The 24,331-nt window shown below is 59.6% G+C and carries 18 protein-coding genes, 1 tRNA gene and 3 pseudogenes; 13 read left to right on the top strand and 9 right to left on the bottom strand.

The features are described 5' to 3' along the window. Positions 1–32 precede the first annotated feature (32 nt). The 4 genes from ACM6IN_RS14150 to ychF all read left to right on the top strand — a co-directional run bounded on the left by ACM6IN_RS14150 (position 33) and on the right by ychF (position 3,597). On the top strand, positions 33–974 hold the full coding sequence (locus ACM6IN_RS14150; protein ID WP_003171603.1) for a ribose-phosphate pyrophosphokinase: 942 nt from the start codon (positions 33–35) through the stop codon (positions 972–974). Between the two features lie 141 nt (positions 975–1,115). Further along, complete coding sequence (locus ACM6IN_RS14145) at positions 1,116–1,718, top strand: 50S ribosomal protein L25/general stress protein Ctc (protein WP_007912900.1); 603 nt, start codon at positions 1,116–1,118, stop codon at positions 1,716–1,718. A gap of 171 nt (positions 1,719–1,889) precedes the next feature. Then, a complete protein-coding gene (pth, locus tag ACM6IN_RS14140; protein ID WP_414916230.1) occupies positions 1,890–2,474 on the top strand; it encodes an aminoacyl-tRNA hydrolase in 585 nt (194 codons plus the stop codon). Between the two features lie 22 nt (positions 2,475–2,496). Further along, positions 2,497–3,597, top strand: a complete 1,101-nt coding sequence (ychF, locus tag ACM6IN_RS14135) for a redox-regulated ATPase YchF (RefSeq protein WP_007912904.1) — start codon at positions 2,497–2,499, stop codon at positions 3,595–3,597. Positions 3,598–3,782: 185 nt separating this feature from the next. Here the strand turns inward: ychF and ACM6IN_RS14130 are convergent, their stop codons facing one another. Next, a complete protein-coding gene (locus ACM6IN_RS14130; protein ID WP_414916229.1) occupies positions 3,783–5,000 on the bottom strand; it encodes an MFS transporter in 1,218 nt (405 codons plus the stop codon). A 420-nt stretch (positions 5,001–5,420) separates the two neighbouring features. Here ACM6IN_RS14130 and ACM6IN_RS14125 point away from each other — a divergent pair, with 420 nt between their 5' ends. Then, positions 5,421–7,478, top strand: coding sequence for a methyl-accepting chemotaxis protein (locus ACM6IN_RS14125; protein WP_007912908.1), 2,058 nt, complete (start codon positions 5,421–5,423; stop codon positions 7,476–7,478). Here ACM6IN_RS14125 and ACM6IN_RS14120 read toward each other — a convergent pair. Further along, positions 7,471–8,373, bottom strand: a complete 903-nt coding sequence (locus ACM6IN_RS14120) for a LysR substrate-binding domain-containing protein (protein ID WP_007912910.1) — start codon at positions 8,371–8,373, stop codon at positions 7,471–7,473. The two genes, ACM6IN_RS14125 and ACM6IN_RS14120, sit on opposite strands and share 8 nt — an antisense overlap. A 226-nt stretch (positions 8,374–8,599) precedes the next feature. On the opposite strand from ACM6IN_RS14120, the gene ACM6IN_RS14115 reads away from it, so the two are divergent. The 6 genes from ACM6IN_RS14115 to ACM6IN_RS14090 all read left to right on the top strand — a co-directional run bounded on the left by ACM6IN_RS14115 (position 8,600) and on the right by ACM6IN_RS14090 (position 14,212). After that, positions 8,600–9,718, top strand: coding sequence for an ABC transporter ATP-binding protein (locus ACM6IN_RS14115; RefSeq protein WP_414916228.1), 1,119 nt, complete (start codon positions 8,600–8,602; stop codon positions 9,716–9,718). Between the two features lie 15 nt (positions 9,719–9,733). Beyond that, complete coding sequence (locus tag ACM6IN_RS14110; RefSeq protein ID WP_127929764.1) at positions 9,734–10,654, top strand: ABC transporter permease; 921 nt, start codon at positions 9,734–9,736, stop codon at positions 10,652–10,654. Beyond that, positions 10,654–11,460, top strand: coding sequence for an ABC transporter permease (locus tag ACM6IN_RS14105; protein ID WP_150776207.1), 807 nt, complete (start codon positions 10,654–10,656; stop codon positions 11,458–11,460). The genes ACM6IN_RS14110 and ACM6IN_RS14105 overlap by 1 nt, the downstream gene beginning before the upstream one ends. 27 nt (positions 11,461–11,487) lie before the next feature. Continuing rightward, positions 11,488–12,534: an extracellular solute-binding protein gene (locus ACM6IN_RS14100; RefSeq protein ID WP_414916227.1), complete on the top strand. Its 1,047-nt coding sequence runs from the start codon at positions 11,488–11,490 to the stop codon at positions 12,532–12,534. A gap of 60 nt (positions 12,535–12,594) precedes the next feature. After that, a complete protein-coding gene (locus ACM6IN_RS14095) occupies positions 12,595–14,049 on the top strand; it encodes an amidase (RefSeq protein ID WP_414916226.1) in 1,455 nt (484 codons plus the stop codon). 86 nt (positions 14,050–14,135) lie between these two features. After that, a tRNA-Met gene (locus ACM6IN_RS14090) sits at positions 14,136–14,212 on the top strand. 68 nt (positions 14,213–14,280) lie between these two features. Here ACM6IN_RS14090 and ACM6IN_RS14085 read toward each other — a convergent pair. Both ACM6IN_RS14085 and ACM6IN_RS14080 read right to left on the bottom strand, forming a co-directional pair. Then, the gene (locus ACM6IN_RS14085) at positions 14,281–14,679 is read right to left on the bottom strand and encodes a helix-turn-helix domain-containing protein (protein ID WP_414916225.1); all 399 of its coding nucleotides are present in this window, start codon (positions 14,677–14,679) and stop codon (positions 14,281–14,283) included. Positions 14,680–15,040: 361 nt separating this feature from the next. Beyond that, positions 15,041–16,138: pseudogene (locus ACM6IN_RS14080) on the bottom strand (DUF2817 domain-containing protein); the annotation flags it as partial. A gap of 272 nt (positions 16,139–16,410) precedes the next feature. Here ACM6IN_RS14080 and ggt point away from each other — a divergent pair. Continuing rightward, positions 16,411–18,243: a gamma-glutamyltransferase gene (gene ggt, locus ACM6IN_RS14075; protein WP_414916224.1), complete on the top strand. Its 1,833-nt coding sequence runs from the start codon at positions 16,411–16,413 to the stop codon at positions 18,241–18,243. Between the two features lie 81 nt (positions 18,244–18,324). Here the strand turns inward: ggt and ACM6IN_RS14070 are convergent, their stop codons facing one another. The 4 genes and pseudogenes from ACM6IN_RS14070 to ACM6IN_RS14055 all read right to left on the bottom strand — a co-directional run. Beyond that, the gene (locus ACM6IN_RS14070; RefSeq protein ID WP_414916223.1) at positions 18,325–18,957 is read right to left on the bottom strand and encodes a LysE family translocator; all 633 of its coding nucleotides are present in this window, start codon (positions 18,955–18,957) and stop codon (positions 18,325–18,327) included. Between the two features lie 74 nt (positions 18,958–19,031). Continuing rightward, entirely contained in the window at positions 19,032–19,631 is a 600-nt protein-coding gene (locus ACM6IN_RS14065; protein ID WP_150693124.1) for a flavin reductase family protein, read from the bottom strand. A 182-nt stretch (positions 19,632–19,813) separates the two neighbouring features. Next, positions 19,814–20,251, bottom strand: a pseudogene (locus ACM6IN_RS14060) (methyl-accepting chemotaxis protein); the annotation flags it as partial. 102 nt (positions 20,252–20,353) lie between these two features. Next, positions 20,354–21,130: pseudogene (locus tag ACM6IN_RS14055) on the bottom strand (PAS domain-containing protein); the annotation flags it as partial. Between the two features lie 238 nt (positions 21,131–21,368). Between ACM6IN_RS14055 and ACM6IN_RS14050 the strand changes: the two are divergent. Continuing rightward, a complete protein-coding gene (locus ACM6IN_RS14050) occupies positions 21,369–22,739 on the top strand; it encodes a gluconate:H+ symporter (protein ID WP_007912937.1) in 1,371 nt (456 codons plus the stop codon). 39 nt (positions 22,740–22,778) lie between these two features. On the opposite strand, the gene ACM6IN_RS14045 is transcribed toward ACM6IN_RS14050, so the two are convergent. Next, entirely contained in the window at positions 22,779–24,092 is a 1,314-nt protein-coding gene (locus tag ACM6IN_RS14045; protein WP_414916222.1) for an MFS transporter, read from the bottom strand. Positions 24,093–24,331 lie beyond the last annotated feature (239 nt).

Raw genomic sequence — 24,331 nt, 5'->3', positions numbered from 1 at the left:
TCCAGGTTACCCTCAGCCTCTAGGTACTGCGCGTGTCCAAGATGATGGTCTTTACGGGGAACGCTAACCCCGATCTGGCTCGGCGTGTTGTACGTCAGCTGCATATCCCTCTCGGTGACATCTCTGTCGGTAAGTTTTCCGACGGCGAAATTACAGCCGAGATCAATGAAAACGTTCGCGGTAAAGACGTTTTCATTATTCAGCCGACTTGCGCTCCGACCAACGATAACCTGATGGAACTGGTAGTGATGGCTGATGCCTTCCGCCGCTCCTCGGCTACTCGTATCACTGCTGTTATTCCTTATTTTGGTTATGCCCGTCAGGATCGCCGTCCGCGTTCCGCACGTGTAGCTATCAGCGCGAAAGTCGTTGCTGACATGCTTACCGTAGTCGGCATCGACCGTGTTCTCACGGTTGATCTGCATGCTGACCAGATTCAGGGCTTCTTCGATATTCCGGTAGATAACATCTACGGCTCCCCGGTTCTGGTGGATGACATTGAAGATCAGCGCTTCGAAAACCTGATGATCGTGTCCCCGGACATTGGTGGCGTCGTGCGTGCACGTGCTGTTGCCAAATCCCTGGGCGTGGATCTCGGGATCATCGACAAACGCCGTGAGAAAGCCAATCACTCTGAAGTGATGCATATCATCGGTGATGTCGAAGGGCGTACCTGTATTCTGGTCGATGACATGGTCGATACCGCCGGCACTCTGTGCCACGCGGCGAAGGCCCTGAAAGAGCATGGCGCAGCCAAGGTCTTTGCCTACTGCACACACCCTGTGCTGTCGGGTCGGGCCATCGAGAATATCGAAAATTCCGTGCTGGACGAGCTGGTGGTGACAAATACCATCCCGCTGTCCGCTGCAGCACAAGCCTGTGCACGTATCCGTCAACTGGATATCGCACCGGTTGTTGCCGAAGCGGTTCGCCGCATCAGCAATGAAGAATCGATCAGCGCGATGTTCCGTTAAGGGCCCTGCCCTTCTCGAAATGTCTCGTTGACGAAAAGCGCCCCGCCCCGGCATTCCTGCCGGGGCGGGGCTTTTTTGCCCATACCGTGTTCGGCGCTGGTCGCAAACGCCACTCGGTCATGGCTATTTTGGAGATACAAAATGAACGATTTTACTCTGAATGCTGAAGTGCGTTCCGACCTGGGGAAAGGTGCGAGCCGCCGCCTGCGTCGTCTCGCCGCTCTGGTTCCAGCTGTTGTTTACGGTGGCGAGAAAGCCCCTGAATCCATCAGCATGCTGGCCAAAGAAGTTGCCAAACTGCTCGAAAACGAAGCGGCTTACAGCCACATCATCGAGCTGAACGTTGGCGGCACCAAGCAGAACGTCATCATCAAAGCTCTGCAACGTCACCCAGCCAAAGGCCACGTGCTGCACGCTGACTTCGTACGCGTTGTCGCTGGCCAGAAACTGACCGCTATCGTTCCTGTGCACTTCATCAACGAAGCTGCTCCAGTGAAGAAAGGCGGCGAGATTTCGCACGTTGTTGCTGAAATCGAAGTGACCTGCCTGCCGAAAGATCTGCCTGAGTTCATCGAAGTCGACCTGGCTGACGCTGAAATCGGTTCGATCATTCACCTGTCGGACCTCAAAGCCCCTAAAGGCGTTGAGTTCGTTGCTCTGGCACACGGCGATGACAAGGCTGTTGCCAACGTCCACGCTCCACGTGTTGCTCCAGAAGCTACCGAAGAAGGCGCAGCAGAGTAATTCACTCTGTCATGCCTGAGTGAGCAAGGAACATCGCGGACTGGAACGTAGCGAGAAAGCGGGCGAGAACGCGGAGTTTACATCCATGGTAAATGAGCATTTTTCGTCCACTTTCGCCGCTTTTCCTGATCGCGGCGATGTTACTCACCACTCAAAGGAAGGGCCCCTATCGTGACTGCCATCAAACTGATCGTTGGCCTGGGAAATCCAGGCGCTGAATACGACCAGACCCGGCATAACGCAGGGGCCCTTTTTGTTGAGCGCATCGCTGACGCACAAGGTGTCAACCTTGTCGCCGATCGCAAATATTTCGGCCTGACCGGGCGCTATTCGCATCAGGGTCAGGATGTTCGTCTGCTGATTCCCACCACGTACATGAACCGCAGCGGCCAGGCCGTGGCGGCACTCGCCGGCTTCTTCCGCATCAAGCCTGAAGAAATCCTCGTGGCGCATGACGAACTCGACTTGCCTCCGGGCGTTGCCAAGCTCAAGCAGGGCGGCGGCCATGGCGGTCACAACGGGTTGCGCGACATCATTGCGCAACTGGGCAATCAGAATACGTTCTATCGCCTGCGGCTTGGCATCGGCCACCCGGGCGTAGCCAATATGGTTTCAAATTTCGTCCTGGGTCGTGCGCCACGCGCCGAACAGGAAAAACTCGATGCCAGCATCGACTTTGCCCTCGGCGTGCTGCCGGATATCCTCGCCGGTGAATGGAACCGCGCGATGAAAAACCTGCACAGCCAGAAGGCCTGACTCTACTCCGAGGGGAAACACCATGGGATTCAATTGCGGCATCGTCGGCCTGCCTAACGTCGGCAAGTCCACCCTGTTCAACGCCCTGACCAAATCCGGTATCGCGGCCGAGAACTTCCCCTTCTGCACCATCGAGCCGAACAGCGGCATCGTGCCGATGCCGGATCCGCGTCTGGAAGCACTGGCGGCCATCGTCAATCCGAAGCGCATCCTGCCGACCACCATGGAATTCGTCGACATCGCAGGCCTTGTGGCCGGCGCCTCGAAAGGTGAAGGCCTGGGCAACAAGTTCCTCGCCAACATCCGTGAGACTGACGCGATCGCTCACGTCGTGCGCTGCTTCGAAGATGAAAACGTGATTCACGTTTCCAATAGCGTTGACCCGAAGCGCGACATCGAAATCATCGACCTGGAACTGATCTTCGCCGACCTCGACAGCTGCGAGAAGCAACTGCAGAAAGTCGCGCGTAACGCCAAGGGTGGTGACAAGGACGCTGTGGTTCAGAAGGCATTGCTTGAGCAACTGATCGCACACTTCACCGAAGCCAAGCCGGCGCGCAGCCTGATGAAGAACATGAGCGCTGACGAAAAAGCAGTGATCAAGGGCTTCCACCTGCTGACCACCAAGCCGGTCATGTACATCGCCAACGTCGCTGAAGACGGTTTCGAGAACAACCCGCACCTGGACGTGGTTCGCGCCATTGCCGAGGAAGAAGGCGCGATGGTCGTTCCGGTCTGCAACAAGATCGAAGCGGAAATCGCCGAGCTCGATGACGGCGAAGAGAAAGACATGTTCCTTGAGGCCTTGGGCCTGGAAGAACCTGGCCTGAACCGCGTGATCCGCGCCGGTTACGAAATGCTGCACCTGCAGACCTACTTCACCGCCGGTGTCGAAGAAGTCCGCGCCTGGACCGTCAAAGTCGGTGCCACCGCACCTCAGGCTGCTGGCGTGATCCACACCGACTTCGAGAAAGGTTTTATCCGCGCCGAAGTGATCGCCTACAACGACTTCATCCAGTACAAGGGCGAAGCCGGCACCAAAGAAGCCGGTAAATGGCGTCTGGAAGGCAAGGATTACATCGTCAAGGACGGCGACGTGATGCACTTCCGCTTCAACGTGTAAGCGACACGCCCAAGAAAAAGCCGCGTTTGATACGCGGCTTTTTTGTGCCTGAAATATTTTCCGCCACACCACCAATCCCTTGTAGGAGTGAGCCTGCTCGCGATAGCGGAGTGTCAGTCAATTCAACCGTAACTGACACACCGCTATCGCGAGCAGGCTCACTCCTACAATGGGAAATGTGTGAATCAGGGATTTTTGGTGCGCGGCAAGAAAATCGCCAACACGCCAAACAGCGGCAGGAACGAACACAGGAAATACACGTACTCGATCCCGTGAATATCCGCCAAGTGCCCGAGCAACGCCGCGCCAATCCCGCCGAAACCAAACATCAAACCGAAGAAGATTCCGGCAATCATCCCGACATTGCCCGGCACCAGTTCCTGCGCGTACACCACGATCGCCGAGAACGCCGAAGCCAGAATGAAGCCGATCACCACGCTGAGAACGCTGGTCCAGAACAGATCAACGTGAGGCATAAGCAGCGTAAACGGCGCCACACCGAGGATCGAAAACCAGATCACCGCCTTACGGCCGATCTTGTCGCCAATCGGCCCACCAAAGAACGTCCCCGCCGCTACCGCGCCAAGAAACAGGAACAGGTGCAGTTGCGAACTGGCCACCGACAAGTCGAACTTCTCGATAAGGTAGAACGTGAAATAACTGGTGAGGCTGGCCATGTAGAAATACTTGGAGAACACCAACAGCCCCAGCACCACCAACGCACTGGTCACCCTGCCCTTCGACAGCCCGTGAGTCGCTGCCTGACCGGCCTTGAGCTTGAACAGATTGAGGTGATGGGCGTACCAGCGGCTGATGCGGTACAGCACGAACAGCGCAAACACCGCGAACAAACCGAACCACGCCACGTTGCCCTGACCGAACGGAATGATGATCGCCGCCGCCAGCAACGGACCGAACGCGGAACCGGCGTTACCGCCGACCTGGAAGGTCGATTGCGCCAGACCGAAGCGTCCGCCCGAAGCCAGCCGCGCAATCCGCGAGGCTTCGGGGTGGAACGTCGAGGAACCGATACCGATCAGCGCCGCCGCCAGCAGGATCAGGGGAAAACTGCCAACCATCGACATCATCACGATGCCAATCAGTGTGCAAATCGAACCGGCCGGCAACAACCACGGTTTTGGATGCCGATCGGTGTGATAACCGACCCACGGCTGCAACAGCGACGCGGTCAGTTGAAAGGTCAAAGTGATCAGGCCGACCTGAGTAAAGGTCAGGCCGTAATTGGCCTTGAGCATCGGGTAGATCGACGGCAGCACCGACTGGATCAGGTCGTTGATCAAATGCGCCAGCGCCACCGCGCCGATGATACGCATCACCAATGGACTGCTTTGCGGAGCAGCGGGCGCCGAGGCAGCGGCGGTCTGAACGTTGCTGATAGCCATGGAAGTTTCCGGACAGCAGATGGGTGCACGCAGGCAGGTGCGTCAATGTGCCATTTTTCGGTGCGTCAGCGCCATCCCCTTAGCCAGCTAACTAACTGACCTGACCGAATCATGTAGGAGCTGCCGCAGGCTGCGATCTTTTGATCTTGCCGTTAAAACACAGATCAAAAGATCGCAGCCTTCGGCAGCTCCTACAAGGGATAGGTGATAGCGCAACGCCATGGTCTGAATCTTGCCTTGCTTCTCCCCTTGAACGCGGCGCCCTTACAAAGGGCACCGACAATGGGAAGTTTCGCTACAGAGCCGGCCTACAGAGCGGGCGAGAGTGAACTTTCGAGGCCTTTTAGCAGGGCACAACATCAACGTCGAGCGACCGCGATGCACGCCAATGGTGCGTGGTGTCCAGAGGAGTCATGGGGCATGCAGGCTTTCCTTTCACCGGGGATCAAATTGCTGGGGCGGTTTGGCTTCGCAGGTAAATTCCAGTTGTTGTTTCTGCTGTTCATTCTGCCGTTGGCCGGCAGCCTGTTGATGATCGGCCAGGACTATCGCGACAAGCTCAATCTGATTTCCGGCGAACGTGCCGGCGTGCGTCAGTTGCTCGCGCTGGATGCGCTGGACAACCTGCTCGCCGCGCAACGCGACCGCGCCGCCCGTTGGCGCGCCACGGAAACCAATCGCCAACCGACGCCGGCCACCCTAGCCGCCATGGGTGCATTCGACGCGGTACAACCTGCAGTACTGCAAGCCACCACGGACTTGGGCAATGCCCTGAAGAATGAAGGTGCTGAAGGCGAAACCCTCACGCGCTATCAGGCACTGCAAACCGCACTCAATGGTCTGGACTCGAAAAGCCTCAGCGGCGTCGGCTGGTGGCCGGACGGTTACGACCGTTTCACCAATGCCCTCAGCGCTCTGCAAGCGTTGCGCGAGCAGATCGTCATGGACAATCGCCTGACCCTCGCACCGTGGCTTGAAACCTACCTGCTGACGCAGATATCAACGCAACACGCGCCAGACCTGATCGAACGCGTCGGCCGTCTCGCAGCAGTCGGCCAAGCCTCGGTGGTCTCCGGTCAATTCACCCTGCAAAGCCGTTTGCAGTTGCGCGACTTGCGCAGCCGCATCGGTGATGCCCGCGAGCAACTGGTGAAAACCGCCACGCTACTTGAGGCACGCCTGCCGAACGATCAGCAGAGCTGGGCCAGCCAATACCACGACAGCCTGAAACGCCTTGATAGCGGCCTGAAGGTGCTGGATGACGGCGTGTTCGGCGGCAGCATCACGCTCAAACCGGAAGACTTCGAACGCAACCTTGATGCCCTGCTGACTGACCTCGCCGCCCTGCGCCAACAGTCACTGGTATCGCTGGATCAGCGGCTCGATGCCTACCACAGCTCGGCGATCCGTCAGTTCATCATCGTCGCGGCCATTTTCGGCTGCCTGCTACTCGCGGCGCTGTATCTGTTTGTCTGCCTGCAAGCCTCGATCCGTCGCAGCGCCAGCGGCATCACCCTGCTCGCCGAAGCCCTGCGCGATGGCAACCTCAGTCTGCAAGTACCGGTGGAGGGCCGCGATGAGCTGGCAGCGATCAGCACCGCGCTCAACGTTGCCGTGGTGCAACTGCGCGCGAGCATGCTCGGTGTCGATCACGAAACCTCGCAGTTGAGCCATGCCGTGCGCAGCCTCAACGAACACTCCAGCGGCGCTCTCGGCGAAGTCGAGGCGCAACAGTTGCAGATCAGCCAGATCGCCGCTGCTGCCACGCAACTGGCCGCGACGTCGCAAGGCGTGGCGCAGAGTTGCGAGCAGGCCTCCGGCAGCGCCCAGCACACCCGACGCATCGCGGCCGACAGCAGCCGCGACAGCCAGCGCACCACGGCGAGTATTCAGCAGCTCAATCAGCGTTTGAACGAAACTGCAGCAGCACTGGGCCGGGTCAGTGAACAAGGTCAGCAGATTCAATTGGTCGTCGACACCATTCGCGGTGTTGCCGAACAGACCAATTTGCTTGCACTCAACGCCGCCATTGAAGCTGCGCGTGCCGGTGAACAGGGTCGTGGCTTCGCCGTGGTCGCCGACGAGGTGCGCAGCCTTTCGCAACGCACGCAGTCGTCCACCGCGCAGATCGCCGGCACGGTCGATAGCCTGCGCGCCACGGTCAACGAAGCCGTGACGCTGATGGAGGCCGCGTGCGGCCAGGCGCAAACCGATGCTGAGTCGGTCACTGGCCTCGGTGAACGTTTGGGCGAAATCGCCAGCGCGGTGCAGAGCGTCACTGATACGTTGGCGCAGATCGCCACAGCGGTTGAGGAACAGGCCAGCACCGCCGATGAAGTCAGCGGCAATATCCAGCAGGTCGATCAGGCCGCCGTGCGTTTGCTCGAAGGCGCACGCGCAGTGAATCTCGCCGCAGACACCCTGAGCCAGGGCAGCAAGGCACTGAGCGACAACACCGCACGCTTCCGCCTCAGTTGATCACGGCCTCGGGGAAGTCCGTTTCCAGTTCAGCCTTGAGCCATTGAATGAACCACGCCACATCCGCCGAGAGCTCGGCGGACGGCGTCAGCACTCGATAACTCTCCAGCTTCACCTGAGCGTCGACCGCACGCACCAGTTTGCCGCTGGCGAGTTCATGGCGCACCAGCACCTCGTTGGCCAGTGCGATGCCCTGCCCACTCTCGGCGACTGACAGCGCATGGTCATTGTTGACGTAGAGCATGTCGGAATTGAGATGGATATCGAGGTCGTGGGCGGCGAACCACAGGTTCCACCATTCGCCGTCATCGACGTGGATCAGCTCGTGGCTGACCAGATCGGCCGGGCTGTTGATCGGTGCAATGCTGGCCAGATACGCCGGCGTGCAGATCGGGAAAACCCGAGGACAAATCAGCGCCTCCCGCGAGTCGGCATATTGCCCGTCGAGGCCGTAGACGATGCCCAGATCGGCGCTCTTGCCATCCACTTCGGTGAAGGTCGAATTCGGCTCGATCGCCAGTTTCAATCCCGGGCGCAAATGCCGCAGCGCTTCGATCCGAGGCATCAGCCAGCGCTTGGCGAAACCCGGCACCACCATGATCCGCAACCAACGCTCGGCATCTTTCGGCCGAGCTTCCTTGCCGGCTTCGATGATCAGTTGCAAAGCAGCGCTGATCTTGCGGTGGTACTTCTCCCCCGCCGGCGTCAGGTTGACCCCGCGTGAGGTGCGTTCGAACAGTTGAATGCCCAACCAGTCCTCAAGCAATTTCACGTGACGGCCAATCGCAGGCTGGGTCACGTGAAGGGCTTTCGAGGCTTCGACGTAGCTGCCCAAACGGGCGGCGGCATCAAAGGCGCGCACCGCGTTGAGCGGCGGCAAACGGTGGTCGGGCATGATTCCTGGCACCTTCGGCTGTTAAATTAACTAACACCTGCCATGTTTAAATTGAAGTGTCGCGCCGCGCAACCCCTGGCTGATAATCGAGCCACAGCAGAACAAAAAAACAGCTGGTTTCACACCCGAACGCAATCTCGATCCTGCCCAAAAAAATAATATCCATGGCCCGACGGCAACGCTTTGCAAAGCGAGTCGCAGGCGATGGGGGAATCGGAGGTAACGCATGAATGCCCTGCATTCGCTGCAAACGCTGGCGGTCTCGATCCGCTCAGTGCGCAAGGTTTACGGTGATCCGCAGACCGGTCCGGTGGCGCTGAAAAGCATCGACCTGGACATCCGCGACAACGAATTCTTCACCCTTCTCGGCCCTTCCGGCTGCGGCAAGACCACGCTGCTGCGGATGATCGCCGGTTTCGAATTTCCCACCGAAGGCGAAATTATTCTCTACGGCGAAAACATCGCTGATCGCCCGCCCTTCCAGCGCCCGGTCAACACGGTGTTCCAGCATTACGCGCTGTTCCCGCACATGACCATCGCCGAGAACCTGGCTTTCGGTCTCGAATCGCACCCAATGGGCAAAGTCCTCACCAAGGCGCAAATCGCCGAGCGTGTGCGCGAGATGCTCGCGCTGGTACAGATGGAGCGCTTCGCCAATCGCAAACCGGCGCAGCTGTCGGGCGGTCAGCAACAACGTGTCGCCCTCGCCCGCGCTTTAGCACCGCATCCGAAAGTGCTGCTGCTCGATGAGCCTCTGTCGGCGCTCGATCTCAAGCTGCGCCAGGCGATGCGCGAAGAGTTGAAAACCATCCAGGCCAAGACCGGTATCACCTTCATCTTCGTCACCCACGACCAGGAAGAAGCGCTGACCATGTCCGACCGCATCGCCGTGCTTTCCGAAGGCGAAGTGCAGCAGGTCGGACGCCCGGAAGATATCTACGAACGCCCGCGCAATCGCTTCGTCGCCGACTTCATCGGCGAAACCAATTTCATCGAAGGCACCGTCACTCGCGTGGAAAACGGTCAGGCGTGGTTCGCCGGCCCGGCGGGTCATCCATTGCCGGCGCAACCGTGCAGCGATGTGCAGGTCGGCGCCAACGTCACGCTGTCAGTACGTCCCGAGCGCTTGCATCTGGTATCGGCCGCGACTGAAGCCGCGCTGCCGTGCCGGATCGAAGCGCAGATCTATCTCGGCACCGATCTGCAATATCAGGTCAGCCTCAGCGACGGTTCGCGCCTCACCGTGCGTACGCCCAATTGCGTCGATCAAAGCCTGCGCTTTGCCGTCGGCTCCCAGGCCGGTCTGTTGTTCGACCGCGGAAGCGCCAGCGTCCTGCACGACTGAGCCGGAGAAATTGCCATGCCCGCCTTACCGATTGCCAACACGCTGGAGCGGCGCAAAGCCTTCCAGAGTTTCCTCGGGGTCAGCCCGGCGCTGATCGCCATCTGTTTGTTTCTGCTGGTGCCGATCCTGATCGTCATCGGCTATTCGCTGATGGAGGCCAACCCCTACGGCGGGGTCAACAAAGTCTTCAGCAGCGACGCCTACACCTCACTGCTGTTCGAGCGCCAACTGGACGACAGCCTCGCGTTTGCCGACTCGTATTTGCTCATCGCCCTGCGCTCGATCGGCATTGCCGGGCTGACCACGATCATCACGTTGCTGATCGGTTTTCCGGTGGCGGTGTGGCTGGCCATGCAACCGGCGCATCGCCGTGGCCTGCTGATTTTTCTGATCACCGTGCCGTTCTGGGCCAACCTGCTGATCCGCACGTACGCGTGGATTCTGTTGCTGCGCAACACCGGGGTGATCAACAACAGCCTGATGGGCATGGGCGTTATCCATGAACCATTGCAGTTGTTGTACACCGACGGCGCGGTGCTGCTCGGGCTGGTTTACACCTATGCGCCGTTCGTGGTGTTGCCGATTTACGCGACGCTGGAAAAGATGGATATCCGTCTGCTCGAAGCCGCGCAGGACCTCTATGCCGGACGCGTGCGCACCTTGCGAAAAGTAGTTTTGCCGATCGCCAAACCGGGAATTCTCGCCGGCGCGATCCTCACCTTCGTGCCGTGTCTGGGGGCGATGATCGCCCCGGAACTGCTCGGTGGCGGCACTCGAATGATGCTCGGCAACCTGATCTTCCGGCAGTTCAGCGATGCACGTAACTGGCCGTTCGGCGCAGCGCTGTCGCTAGTGCTGATGGCCGCCGTGATGCTGGTGTTGACCGTGTATGCCCTGCGCGCCGAGCGCCAGCGCATCGCCAAAGGAGGTGCGTGATGATCGGAGTATTCAAACGCAAAGGGCTGGGTGTGCAGGACTTTCCCGGTTTCGGCGGCTTCAGTTTTCTGTTCTACCTTTACCTCTATGCGCCGATCGTGGTGCTGGTGGTGTTCTCCTTCAATGCCAACCAATCGGCGACGGTGTGGACCGGTTTCAGCCTCGACTGGTATCGCGCCGCCTTCGCCAATCAGGCCTTGCGCCAGGCCGCCGGCAACAGCCTGTTGATCGCGGTGTGCGCGAGCATGATCGCCACGGCGATTGCCACCCTCGCCGCCCTCGGCACCTCGCGCGGCGCCAAGTTCAAGGGCCTGCAGTTGTCGATGGGCGCGATCATGTTGCCGCTGGTACTGCCGGAAATTGTCGTCGGTGTGGCGACGCTGGCGCTGTTCTCCACCATCGGCCTGTCGCTGGGTTACGGCAACCTGATCATCGCGCACACGGTGTTCTGCATTCCCTTCGCCTACCTGCCGATTCGTGCACGGCTGAACGACATGGACCTGTCGCTGGAACAAGCCTCGGCCGACCTCTACGCCGGCCCGTGGCGAACCTTTCGCAAAGTGACTTTGCCGCTGCTGATGCCGGGGATTTTCTCCGGGCTGATGCTGGCCTTCATCGTCTCGCTGGATAACTTCGTGATCTCGATGATGGTCTCGCAGGCTGGCACCACGACCCTGCCGATCTTCATTTTCGGCCTGCTGCGCATGGGTGTGACACCCGACGTCAACGCCGTGTCGACGCTGATCCTCGGCGTCTCGGTGCTGTTCGTCAGCCTCTCTTACCTGTTGGGCAAAAAGAACGCCTGAACCTTCTACGACCTGTGGGGAAATAGCATGAGCAAGTGGATAAAAAGCGTTGGCACTTCGTTGTTTCTGACTGTGCCGCTGACCATGGCTGTTAGTGTTCAGGCGGCCGAAAAACTCAACGTGGTCAGTTGGAGCGGCTATTTTTCGCCGGAGATTCTCGCCAAGTTCCAGAAGCAGACCGGCATCGAAGTCACCGTCGATTCCTACGACTCCAACGAAACCTTGTTGGCGAAATTGAAACAGGGCGGCGCCGGTTATGACGTGGCGATTCCGTCGCACCAGTTCGTGCCGATCCTGATCAAGGAAAACCTGCTGGAGCGCTTCGACCCGGTCAAGGAGCCCTACTACGCCAGCGTTGTGGATAACTTGAAAAAACCGAGCTGGGACCCGGAAGGCGCATATTCGGTGCCGTTCATTTGGGGCACCACCAGCGTCGTGTTGGACTCGGCGCGCTACAAAGGCCCGGCCGACAGCTACAAGGTTTTGTATGAGCCGCCAGCCGAGTTGCAGGGGCGCATCAACATGTTCGATTCGGTCAGCGACATGGTCGATATGGCCAGCCTCTATCTGAATATTCCGCTGTGCAGCGAAGACCCGAAACAGATGCAGCAGGTGCTGACACTGCTCAAGGCGCAGAAGCCATTCGTGAAAACCTACAGCTCCAAGGCCGGCTCGATTCGCGAGAACCTTGCCTCAGGTGAAATCGACATGTCGATGTTCTGGGGCGGTTCGTCGATGCGTGCCCGTGAGATGAAACCGACGCTGAAATACCTCTACCCGAAAGAAGGCGTGCTGGCCTGGGTCGATAACATGGTCATCCCTGCCGGCAGCAAAAATCCGGCGAATGCCAAGGCGTTCATCGCCTTCCTCAGCCAGCCAGAAAACTCGGCGATGACGCAGAACTTCCTCAAGCACCAGAGCCCGATCAAAGGCGCCGAACCGTTCCTCGACGCGGCGCTCAAGGACGCGCCGGAACTGCATATTCCCGAAGGGACGAACGTGGTGTTCAGCAAGACTTGCGGCGAAGGTGCGATCCGCCTCGCTGACCGTCTCTGGACCAACCTGATGCGTTGATCGCTACCGCCCCGGCGCACTGGCGGGGCGTTTTTCCAGCCGTCTGAAAGGCCGCTTGCAATGAACTCTAATAACATCAGCGAACTGGTCCTGTTGCAGGCCCACAAGCTCGCCGAACGCATCCGCCTGCGCCAGGTTTCCTGCCGGGAAGTGATGCAGACTTACCTTGCCCATATCGAACATTTCAACCCGATGGTGAATGCGCTGATCAGCCTGCAGTCACCGGAACATCTGCTGGCTCAGGCCGATGAACGCGATGCCGAACTGGCGCGTGGCGAATACCGTGGCTGGATGCATGGCTTGCCTCATGCGATCAAGGATCTGTCGCTGACCCAAGGTATTCGCACCACGCTGGGTTCGCCGCTGTACAAGGACTTTGTGCCTGAGCGCGACGGCATCATGGTCGAGCGAATCAAGGCGGCCGGCGCGATCATTATCGGCAAGACCAACACCCCGGAATTCGGTCTCGGCTCGCAAAGTTACAACCCGTTGTTTGGTGAGACTGCTTGCGCGTATGACCCGAGCAAAACCGCAGGCGGCAGCAGTGGCGGCGCGGCGGCAGCGCTGGCGATGCATCTGGTGCCTGTAGCGGATGGCAGCGACATGATGGGCTCGCTGCGTAATCCGGCGGCGTTCAATAACATCTTTGGGTTTCGTCCTTCGCAGGGGCGTGTGCCGTTCGATGACAGTGCGGATCTGTTTTTCGATCAGCTCGGTTATGAGGGGCCAATGGCGCGCAGTGTGAGGGATGCGGCGTTGCTATTGTCGGTGCAGGCCGGGGGCGATGCGCGTGCGCCATTGTCCATCGCTGAAACCGGCGAGGCTTTTACGGCGCCGTTGGGGCGTGATTTCAAAGGTACACGTTTGGGTTGGCTGGGGGACTTCAGCGGTTATCTGCCGATGGAGCAAGGTGTTCTGTCGCTGTGTGAGAAGACCTTTGCAGATTTTGAGAGCCTTGGCTGCCACGTTGAGTCGGTTGAGCCCGGTTTCGCGCCTGAGCGGCTGTGGAGCAGTTGGCGGACTTTGCGGCACTGGATGGTCGCGGGATCGTTGGGCGCGACGTATGCCGACCCGCAGAGACGTGCGTTGTTGAAACCGGAAGCGATCTGGGAAGTGGAAAACGGCTTGAAGCTGTCGGCCAGCGAAGTGTTCACCGCTTCAGTGGTTCGCAGCGATTGGTATCGGGCGATTTCTCGACTGTTCGAAAAGTACGATTACCTGCTGCTGCCCAGCGCCCAAGTGTTCCCGTTCGATAAAACCCAGCCTTGGCCAACGTCTATCGAAGGCGTGGCGATGGACACGTATCACCGCTGGATGGAGGTGGTCATCCCCGGCACGCTGTCGGGTTGCCCGGTGGCCAATGTTCAGGCCGGATTCAATTCGCACGGTTTACCGATGGGGCTACAGATCATCGGCAAGCACCAGGCTGACTTCGCTGTCCTGCAATTGGCGCACGCGTATGAGCAGGCCAGCCGCTGGTTCCAACGCTGCCCTTCGCCGCTGCTCGGCCAGTGATTTTGATAAACGGTTGAAAGCGTAGAAAAAATTTTTAAATTTACGCTTGACGCTTTTCCATTTCAGGGGAATAATGCGCGCCACTTGGCTACATAGCTCAGTTGGTTAGAGCATAGCATTCATAATGCTGGGGTCCGGGGTTCAAGTCCCTGTGTAGCCACCAAGTACTAAAAACGGCTTACCGAAAGGTAGGCCGTTTTTTTATGCCTCGAGAAAAGTCTCGGTAATCTGTTACTTCAAAATATCCTTCTGTTCGTTGCTCGTTTTGGTCGCTGCCTGTGCGATCAAGGCGTCGATCATCTGCGCAATGACCTTCTGTTGGACCTTCGAGAGCTCATTGATGGACTGCAGCCGTCGATACCACGTCGAGGTCAAGCTGCGTCTGGGCATCTGCGTGTACGAGGGAACCCCGAGCAGATCTTCAACAGGCACGCGAAGCGCAAACGCCATCTTCACCAGTGTCGTGACCGGCATGCTGCGTGTGCCCTCCTCGTAGCCCTGAAAGGTTTGCCGGGAAAGACCTAAAGCCCTTGCAAACCGAGTCTGTGTGATCTCGTGCACTGTGCGTAAGTGCGCAATGCGACTGCCCATCGCCACCAGAAAATCGCGGTCCTCATTGGAAATACTCATGACAATGGCCGACTGAAAATAGAGTTGAATGGCAACGGACTCATCCTTTTCATCTGAAATCCATCCTGGAAAAAACAGCAGAAAACATCCTCAGGTAAAGGCGCGTAAGTTGTCGACCTGAAAGATTTGTAGGAGAAATGCAGAACAACCGCTAGGTCGGGGGCGAGGTACTACAGGCGCGAAATGCCTTTTCATTCGACTAAATCGGTACCGACAGATCAGGTTGAAAAACCGCTGTAGGAAAGGTGTTCGATCCAGGTATGAATTAGATCGCGCAGCACGGATACAAAAAACGGCTTACCGCAAAGTGAGCCGTTTTTTGTGCCCGGAGGAAAGTGCCGGCAGCAAAGACACTGATGATTTACCGCGACCAGTTACCCAACGCCGACAAGCCTTTCGCCCAGATTTGCCGAGTGCGCAAACCGACCATTGCGCGCCAATCCGGATCAGCTGGATAGAACTGCTCGAGCAGATTCAGTTTGATTTCACGTCCTACCGCATCCAGCGGATCGCCATGCAAATGCAGCCACTGGTCATCACGCAAATGCCGATGCACATCCGGCCCCGGATACGTCCCGCACTCGATCACGAGCGGCATCAACTGCACGTCCGGCAAGGCCTTGAGCAACGCCTGCGAGGTGTACCCCGTGGCAGTCGCTGCCACTCCGGTTTCGCTCAAGGTGTCGGCGCCGGTGTGCAGCGTGTAAAGCCATGGGCCATAAATTGCCTGGGCCTGCGCGAGAGCCGGGTAAGGCGCCTGGGTGATGGTCAGCAACATCGGATGACCGTACTCGCCAGCGCCGGTGTGCAGGTCAAAACACATCACGGTTTCAGCGCCAGCCAGATGCGTTTCGATGATTTGATGCAAGGTGCGATTCGACCAGCTCGGCGCACGGCCACCGTAAAACAGTCCGTCGGGATGGCTGTGTTGACCACCCTCGACAATCGACATCACCGCTGGCCAGCCGTGTTCGTTGATCTGCGCGTCGAGCAAGGCATCGGCGCGTTGGCGCTCGGGGCCGTGCAAATCGGTGCAGGCGTAGATCTCATGCAGTGCGGCGTACGCGCGGTTATCCGGTAGCGGCCCGGTGAAGTCGAGGTGATTGCGGTTGAGGTCGATGTTGTCTTCGTTGACCCGGCGTAACCACGCTGTGCCCCATGGGTTGATCAGGTGCACCATCACCACCGCGACATCCTTGGGCAGCGAGCCCGGTACGAATGCCTTCAGCCAATCGATCTGACAGTCCGAGCCGTAATAGCCCTCGACTCCGTGCGTACCGCTGAGCGCTACCAGTCGGCGTTTGGCCTGTGGATCGCCGAGCACGGCGACGTCGGTGCTCAGGGGTTCGCCAAAGGGGCCGCTGCGTGGATGGGCGTACGAGGTGAGCGTGGCACCGGCGGCGTTAGCGGCGGCGATGAACTGTTCGCGTTGGTCGCGGTAGCTGGATTCGGTGGGGAACTAGCTGTGCATATCAGCCTCTTGTTGATCTTGTAATTGTAGGAGTGAGCCTGCTCGCGATAGCGGTGGTTCAGTCAGCAATGATGTTGAATGTGATGACGCTATCGCGAGCAGGCGAAGGCCTACAAGGGGACGTGTGCGGTAGATCGATCGCGGTTGACCCTAGCGAACATCCGCCCCGAAAAGAAAGACAAAAATGCCCATCGGTTTGCGTCGCGACCGAGCGGTCGATAAAGTCCCCGAGACTTTTATCCCACGGACGGAGAGCCCGCGTGTTTTCAGCCTTGCCCTTGAGCCGCTTTCGCCTGCCTGCCCTGACGCTGATCATCAGCGCCCTGACCCTCACTGCGTGCAACGCCCCGCCCTCCTCGACTTTGCCGCTGGCACCTGAAGCTGCTTCCGGTTACCGCACCGATCTGCAAACCCGTCACGCCAGTAAACACATGGCCGCCGCTGCCAATCCACTGGCGGCCGAGGCTGGTCGCGAGATGCTGCGTCAGGGTGGTTCGGCGATTGATGCGGCGATTGCGATGCAAGCGGTGCTGACCTTGGTTGAGCCGCAGTCTTCCGGGATCGGTGGCGGCGCGATGATCGTGTTGTGGGACGGCAAACAGGTGCGCACGTATGACGGTCGCGAAACCGCACCGGCTGGCGCCACCGAGAAGCTGTTCTTGCGCGCTGACGGCCAACCGATGTCGTTCCCGCAGGCGCAGATTGGCGGTCGCTCAGTCGGCACACCGGGCGTACTGCGCGCGCTGGAGATGGCGCATCAACAACACGGTCGCCTGCCATGGGCGAAGCTGTTTGAACCGGCGATCAAACTGTCCGAGCAAGGCTTTGCGATCTCTGCGCGTTTGCACTCGCTGCTGGAATCAGATCCAGTCATCCGCCAGTCGCCGGACATGGCCAAGTATTTCCTCAACGCCGATGGCAGCGTCAAAGCCGTCGGCACGCGTCTGCAAAACCCGGCATTGGCCGCAGTGCTCAAACGCATCGCCAACGAGGGCTCGGACGCGTTGTACAAAGGCCCGGTCGCCGAAGAAATCGTCGCCAAGGTGCAGGGCCACGCCAACCCCGGCAGCCTGTCGCTGAACGATCTGCAGCGCTATCAGGCCAAGGAACGCGCGCCGCTGTGCACCGATTACAAGCGCTGGCAGGTTTGCGGCATGCCGCCACCGTCGTCGGGCGGGATCGCCGTGGCGCAGATTCTTGGTACGTTGCAGGCACTGGAAACTCGCGATCCACGCCTTTCCCTGACGCCGCTGAAACCAGTGAAAACCGACAAACCGGCCGGCATCGAACCGGATCCGCAAGCCGTGCATCTGATCGCCGAAGTCGAACGTCTGGCCTACGCCGACCGTGCGCAATACGTCGCCGACACCGACTTCGTGCCGGTGCCGGTCAAAGGCCTGGTCGATCCCGGTTACCTCGCCAGCCGCGCCAGCCTGATCGGCGAACGCAGCATGGGCAGCGCCAAACCAGGCACGCCACCGGGTGTGCAGGTTGCCTACGCCCCGGACCGCTCGCCGCTGCGCATCTCCACCTCGCAAGTGGTCGCAGTGGATGACCTCGGCGGCGCCGTGTCGATGACCACCACCATCGAGGCCGCGTTCGGCTCGCACCTGATGGTTCAGGGTTTTCTGCTGAACAACCAGATGACCGACTTCTCGTTCATCCCGGAAGAGAACGGCCAGAAAGTCGCCAACCGTGTCGAACCCGGCAAACGCCCGCGCTCGTCGATGGCGCCAACGTTGATCTTTGATCGCCACAGCGGCGAATTCGTCGCCACCGTCGGCTCGCCCGGCGGTTCGCAAATCATCGAATACGTGGCGAAAACCACCGTCGGCCTGCTCGACTGGAACCTCGACCCGCAAAGCGCCATCAGCCTGCCCAACTTCGGCAGCCGCAACGGCCCCACCGAACTGGAACAAGGCCAGTTCAGCCCGGCGCTGATTCAGGCACTGAAAGACAAAGGGCACGCAGTGAATGAAATCGACATGACCAGCGGCACCCAGGCCATCGTGCGGGTCAAGGATGCGCAGAGGAAAGCGTCGCTGCAAGGTGGCGCGGATCCACGGCGGGAAGGCGAAGCATTGGGGGATTGAGGCTAGGACGCAAACAAAAAAGGCTTACCGCGAGGTAGGCCTTTTTTCATGCAACTGATTTAACTTGGAAGATCAGTCGGCTCAGCGATTAGCCAGCAGATGCACCCCAAACAGCAAATAACAACCACCGGCCAAGCGATCCAGCCATTGCCGCGAACGCTCATACACACCAGCAATCCGGCGACTGGCGAAGAACAGCGCTACGCAGCAATACCAACTGAACGACAGCGTCGCCATGGTCAGCACCGCCAGCGCCAGTAACAGTGGCGGGATGTGAGCCGGCATGGCGGTGGCGAAGATTGTCGCGACGAACAGAGCTGACTTAGGATTGGTCATGTTGCCCAGAAAGCCGCGGCCATAAGCGCCGAGCAACGTTTGCTGCGAGTCATCCAGCGTACCCGCGACGATCGGCGCCTTGCGCTTGAACTGCTTGAGCCCGAGGTAGATCAGGTAACAGCCGCCGGCAATCTTGAAGCTCAGGTACAGCGTCGGCGCGGCACTGAACAGCGACTGAATGCCCAAGCCCCCCGCCAGCCCCCACAACACGGTTCCGCTGGCCACACCGAGCGCCGCGACTACGCCATGCTGGCGGGAACGGCTGACCGCGAGTTGCGCGATGTTGAAGAAGTTCGGGCCGGGCGTGACCACGGCCACCGTCCACAACAGGGCCAACGACAGCAGCGGCGCCAGATAACTTGAAAAGGAAAGATCCATGGGGCATGCGCCTGATAGGTTTGACGATGCTCTCCACCTTGCAACATCCGGTAATGTTTTGCCATCAGCCGTATTCAAACCGCTAACGTCTTGCCATCCACCGCGTCACCAATCTTCAGGAAATGCCCGCCCGCCACGTGGTGCAAGGTGCGCAAGCCATCGTGCCCTTCGAAATGCCAGCGTCCGTCGCTGAACACACGCTCATCGGCATGGGCGGCGATGACTTCGGCGAGGAACAGATCGTATTGCTCGTGATTGCGCGGCTCCGGGAGCAAACGGCATTCGAGCCAGGCCACACAGCCGTCGAGCAAAGGTGCTTCGACTTGTTCGCCGGCGAAGGTTTGCAGGCCGTACGCTTGAAACTTGTCTTGCCCTTGGGTTTGGCTGATTTCCAAGCCCGAGGTATTGCCGACTGTTTGCACGATGTCGGCCTGATTGACGCAAGGCACATTGAGCACGAAGGTGCCGGACGCTTCGAGCAGTTGCCGGGTCCAGGTGGATTTATCAAGGACGACGGCGACTTTCGGCGGTTCGAAATCCAGCGGCATGGCCCAAGCGGCGGCCATGATGTTGCGCTGCCCATCGTGGGCGGCGCTGACCAGAACGGTCGGCCCGTGGTTGAGCAAACGGTAGGCTTTGTTCAGGGGCACCGGGCGGCGGTGGGAATCGCTCATGGGAATCTGCTCCGGGGAAAAGGAGCCGATTGTAGCGCCAGCATCGAAATACAGGCAGGTGAAAACTCTGTAGGAGCTGCGGCACGCTGCGATCTTTTGATCTTGATGTTGATCCTCGGAATCAAGATCAAAAGATCGCAGCCTCGTTTCACTCGACAGCTCCTGCAGGGGTTGGGTGCAGGTCAGTGGGAGAGTTGATTGGCGAACTGGCCGACGGCATTCACGACTTTCTGCGCACCGTCCTGAATCTCGACAATCACCGTGCCCGCCTCGGCCGCCAGCGCCAGCCCTTGTTCGGCCTGAAGCTTGCCGTCGGTCATCAGCGCCACGGCGTTGCGCGCCATTTCCTGGTTCTGCCGCACCACAGTGACGATCTCTTCGGTCGCCTGACTGGTGCGCGAGGCCAGTTGTCGCACTTCGTCGGCCACCACCGCAAAGCCTCGGCCCTGCTCGCCGGCACGGGCCGCTTCGATGGCAGCGTTGAGCGCCAGCAGGTTGGTCTGTTCGGCAATGCCGCTGATGGTTTTGACGATGGTACCGATCACCTGCGACTGCTCGTTCAGCGCCTCGATGCCCTCACCGGCAGCCTGCATGTGCCGCGACAGATCACGCATTACGTTGACCGCTTCAGTCACCACTGTGGTACCGCGCTGGGCGGTGCTGTCGGTTTGCTGCGAGGTGCTGTAGGCGATGCTGGCTGCGTCGGCGACGGCTTGCTCGCGGTTGACCTGATCGGTGATCACCGTGGCGAACTTCACCACTTTGTACAGTTTGTCGTTGGCATCGACGACCGGGTTGTAGGACGCCTCCAGCCAGACCGTACGACCGTGGCTGTCGACACGCTTGAAGCGATCAGCCACGAACTCACCGTTGTTCAAACGGCGCCAGAAGTTTTGGTACTCGGCGCTGTTGTACTCCTCCGGCGTGCAGAACATGCGGTGATGTTTGCCCTTGATCTGCGCCAGGCTGTAACCCATGCCGCTGAGGAAGCGATCGTTGGCGTTCAGCACATTGCCGTTGAGGTCGAACTCGATTACCGCGGTCGAACGCACAAGCGCACCGATCAGGTTTTCGTGTTCACGAGAAGCTTCGATGGTGCGGGTCAGGTCGCTGGCGAACAGCGAAATGTGCTTGATGCGCCCATCCGAGGAACGCACCGGTTGCACGATCGAACGCAGCCACGCTTCTTCACCATTGCCGCGCAGCAGGCGCACGGCACCGGCGAAATGTTCGCCGCGGTTCATGGCGTTTTTGAAGCGGTGATGGAACTCGTCAGTCTTCACATGCGCCGGGACGATGTCTTCAATCGCCCGCCCGATCAGGTCCTGACTCTTGTAGAGCATCTCGGTGAGGAAGTTCTGGTTGACCGATTGAATGCGCCCGTCGGGCTCAAGGTTCAGCACCAGCATCTCGCTTTCCAGGCTTTCCTTCACCTGCACGAGGCTGGAGAGTTCTTCACGAAGAGCGGCCAGCTCTTGCTTCAGGCGTTTGTTGAACATGGGAAAGTACCGATGGGCAGGATAGAAAGCGGGATGCAGCCTAGCCATCGGCCTTGAAAATCTTTTCTGAAGAGCGTTTGCGACCGGTCAGTCAAAAATAATCTCGATAGGCCACTGGTCTGTTCTGTTCCCCACCGAGCGACTGCAAAACCCAGCGCTCTGGCCCGGCCATATCGGGTATCCTCAAGGCAAATTGCAACAATATGTTGCAGCTATCCGCCCGATAAGGAGTTCCGTTTTGGATTTATCGACCGCTGCCTGGATGGTTCACGACACCCGCCTGATTCTCTGCTGTCTGCTGGCCATTGCGACGATTATCGTGTTGATCAGCGCGACTAAACTGCCGCCGTTTCTATCGATCCTGATCGGTACTTTCATTGCCGGTGTCGGCGCTGGTTTACCGCCCGAAGACGTGGCCAAGGCGTTCAGCAAGGGCGCCGGGGCGATTCTCGGTGAAGCGGGGATCATCATTGCGCTGGGGTCGATGCTCGGTGCGCTGATGGCCGAATCCGGCGCCGCCGACCGCATTGCGTCGACCTTGCTCGGGCTGGGCAAAGGCAAGTCGTTGCCGTGGGTCATGGCGCTGGTGGCGATGGTGATCGGCCTGCCGCTGTTCTTTGAAGTGGGCCTGGTGATGATGGTGCCGATCATTTTCGTCATGGCTCGCCGTTCGGGTCAGCCGCTGTTGAAAATCGCGATTCCAGCGCTGGCCGGGATGACCACGCTGCATGCTCTTATGCCTCCGCATCCCGGGCCGTTGATTGCTGTCAGCGCGTTGCATGCCGACCTTGGGCTGACCATGCTGCTGGGTTTCAGCATCGCCATCCCTGCGGTGATTCTGGCCGGGCCGCTGTACGGCAATTGGCTGTCGAAACGCATGCACATTGATGAGCCGGCAGAACTCGGCGCGTTGTTCAGTGCGCCGCCGAAAGCGCCGCGCCAGCCGAGTTTCGCCATGTCGCTGCTGATCATTCTGCTGCCGGTGCTGCTGATGCTCGGCAGCACCCTGGCGAAAGTCGCGATGAGCCCGCAAAGCAGCGTCGCCCTGAGCCTGAAGTTTCTCGGCGAACCGTTGGTGGCGCTAAGCATTGCGGTGATGGCGGCGGTGATCTGCCTCGGTTGGGCCAACGGCATGCCCCGTGAAGACGTCGGCGGCACCCTGCGTAAAAGTCTGGCGCCGATTGCCGTGCTGTTGCTGACCATCGGCGCCGGCGGCGGCTTGAAGCAGACATTGCTGGATGCCGGCGTCAGTCAGACCATCAGCAAAGTCGCCGAAGGCGCGCATATGCCGTACCTGTTGCTGGCCTGGTTGATCGCTGTGGCATTGCGTCAGGCCACAGGCTCGGCGACGGTGGCCACGACCACGACGGCGGGGATTCTGGCGCCGATGATGGCGGGCCTCGCCGCGACGCAAAGTTCGTTGGTGGCATTGGCGATTGGTGCCGGCTCGGTGTTCTTCTGCCACGTCAACGACGCCGGCTTCTGGATGGTTCGCGAGTATTTTGGCTTGCAACTGAAACAGACGATCTGGGTCTGGTCGATCCTGCAAACCATCGTCTCGGTGGTAGGCCTGGCGGGGACGTTACTGTGGTGGCACTGGCTGACGTAACGGCCTCCGCGGGTTTGCGCTGAGGCCGTTAACTCGCCTTCAGGAACAAGGCGCCACGGATTGGCTGCCGACTCGGGGCATGCGCGCGCCGAAATACGCCGCGCTGACGATGCCGACCATGCCCATCACCGCGCAGAACATCACACAAATCCACGGGCTCCACGGCATCAGACCGATCAGCAGCAGCGGTGTGATGCTTGCCCACGCGGCGTAGGCGATGTTGTAGGTGAAGGAAATGCCTGACACGCGGATACGCGCAGGGAACAACCCGACCATCACCGACGGCACCGCACCGACCACACCGCACGCCAGACCGGCGACGGCGTAAGCCAGGCCAATCCATCCGCCGCCCATGATCAAACAGCCATACAGCACGCCGATGCCCAACGGTAGCAGCAGGCTATACAGCATGACCGTGCGCCAAGCGCCAATACGATCGACCAGCAACCCGGCGATCACGCAGCCGATATTGAGAAACACGATGCCCAACGCGCTCAGGGCAAAGGTGTGGCTGGCGGTCATGCCGAAAGTTTTCTGCATCATGGTTGGGGTGATCACTACGAACACCACCACCGCCGAGGTCAGCACGCAGGTCAGCAACATCGCCGGCAACATCGCCAGCCGGTGCTCGCGCAGCACCGTGCGCAGCGGCAGCTCGACCCGTGCCTCGCGCTGCGCTTCCATGGCCATGAACACCGGGGTTTCGCTCAGCCAGCGGCGCAGATAAACGCCAATCACGCCGAACACACCGCCGAGCAGGAACGGATAGCGCCAGGCGTAATCAAGGATTTCAGCAGGTGTGAAGACTTGCGCGAGAAACGTCGCCGTCAATGCGCCGATCAAGTAACCGAACGTCAGCCCGGCCTGCAAAAATCCCAAGGCATACCCGCGATGACCGGCCGGCGCGTGCTCGGCGACGAACACCCAGGCGCTCGGCACTTCACCGCCGACTGCCGCGCCTTGCAGGATGCGTAGCGCCAGCAGCAACAATGGTGCGAAATAACCGATCTGTGCATAAGTCGGCATGATGCCGATCAGCAGGCACGGCAGCGCCATCATCAGGATGCTCAGGCTGAAGACTTTCTTGCGCCCGAGTTTGTCGGCGAAATGCGCCATCAGAATCCCGCCCAGCGGCCGCGCCAGATAACCGGTGACGAAGATGCCGAAGCTTTGCAGCAGACGCAGCCATTCGGGCATTTCCGGCGGGAAGAACAACTGGCTGAGGGTCAGGGCGAAGAACACGAAGATGATGAAATCGTAGATTTCCAGCGCGCCGCCCAGGGCCGCAAGGCCGAGGGTCTTGTAGTCGGAACGGCTGAACGGCGCAGGTTTGGCCGGGGATTGGGCAGTCATGGCAAAGAACTCGGAAACAGGCAAAAAACCAAGGCGCCCATGGTCTACGCAAATGGGCTGGTGGACAACCCGTTAGACCATAGTCCCGGTTTTGCAAAACCTGCTCACAAAGCATCGGCAGTTGAATTACTGTTAATGCCTGTCCAGCGGGACCACGCCAACGCCGGCCAACCGCCGTAAACCCCATGTGGGAGCGAGCCTGCTCGCGAAAGCGTCAGTTCAGGCAACCTCAATGTTGA

Source organism: Pseudomonas sp. IT-P395 (assembly GCF_949767675.1).
GTDB lineage: Bacteria > Pseudomonadota > Gammaproteobacteria > Pseudomonadales > Pseudomonadaceae > Aquipseudomonas.
The sequence above is the reverse complement of the archived record's forward strand: the minus strand, read 5'-3'. Positions and strand labels throughout refer to the sequence as shown.

Coding starts and splice junctions, on each gene's coding strand:
- ACM6IN_RS14145 (WP_007912900.1), top strand. CDS start 1,116: ATGAACGATTTTACTCTGAATGCTGAAGTGCGTTCCGACCTGGGGAAA.
- ychF (WP_007912904.1), top strand. CDS start 2,497: ATGGGATTCAATTGCGGCATCGTCGGCCTGCCTAACGTCGGCAAGTCC.
- ACM6IN_RS14130 (WP_414916229.1), bottom strand. CDS start 5,000: ATGGCTATCAGCAACGTTCAGACCGCCGCTGCCTCGGCGCCCGCTGCT.
- ACM6IN_RS14125 (WP_007912908.1), top strand. CDS start 5,421: ATGCAGGCTTTCCTTTCACCGGGGATCAAATTGCTGGGGCGGTTTGGC.
- ACM6IN_RS14120 (WP_007912910.1), bottom strand. CDS start 8,373: ATGCCCGACCACCGTTTGCCGCCGCTCAACGCGGTGCGCGCCTTTGAT.
- ACM6IN_RS14115 (WP_414916228.1), top strand. CDS start 8,600: ATGAATGCCCTGCATTCGCTGCAAACGCTGGCGGTCTCGATCCGCTCA.
- ACM6IN_RS14110 (WP_127929764.1), top strand. CDS start 9,734: ATGCCCGCCTTACCGATTGCCAACACGCTGGAGCGGCGCAAAGCCTTC.
- ACM6IN_RS14105 (WP_150776207.1), top strand. CDS start 10,654: ATGATCGGAGTATTCAAACGCAAAGGGCTGGGTGTGCAGGACTTTCCC.
- ACM6IN_RS14100 (WP_414916227.1), top strand. CDS start 11,488: ATGAGCAAGTGGATAAAAAGCGTTGGCACTTCGTTGTTTCTGACTGTG.
- ACM6IN_RS14095 (WP_414916226.1), top strand. CDS start 12,595: ATGAACTCTAATAACATCAGCGAACTGGTCCTGTTGCAGGCCCACAAG.
- ACM6IN_RS14085 (WP_414916225.1), bottom strand. CDS start 14,679: ATGAGTATTTCCAATGAGGACCGCGATTTTCTGGTGGCGATGGGCAGT.
- ACM6IN_RS14070 (WP_414916223.1), bottom strand. CDS start 18,957: ATGGATCTTTCCTTTTCAAGTTATCTGGCGCCGCTGCTGTCGTTGGCC.
- ACM6IN_RS14065 (WP_150693124.1), bottom strand. CDS start 19,631: ATGAGCGATTCCCACCGCCGCCCGGTGCCCCTGAACAAAGCCTACCGT.
- ACM6IN_RS14045 (WP_414916222.1), bottom strand. CDS start 24,092: ATGACTGCCCAATCCCCGGCCAAACCTGCGCCGTTCAGCCGTTCCGAC.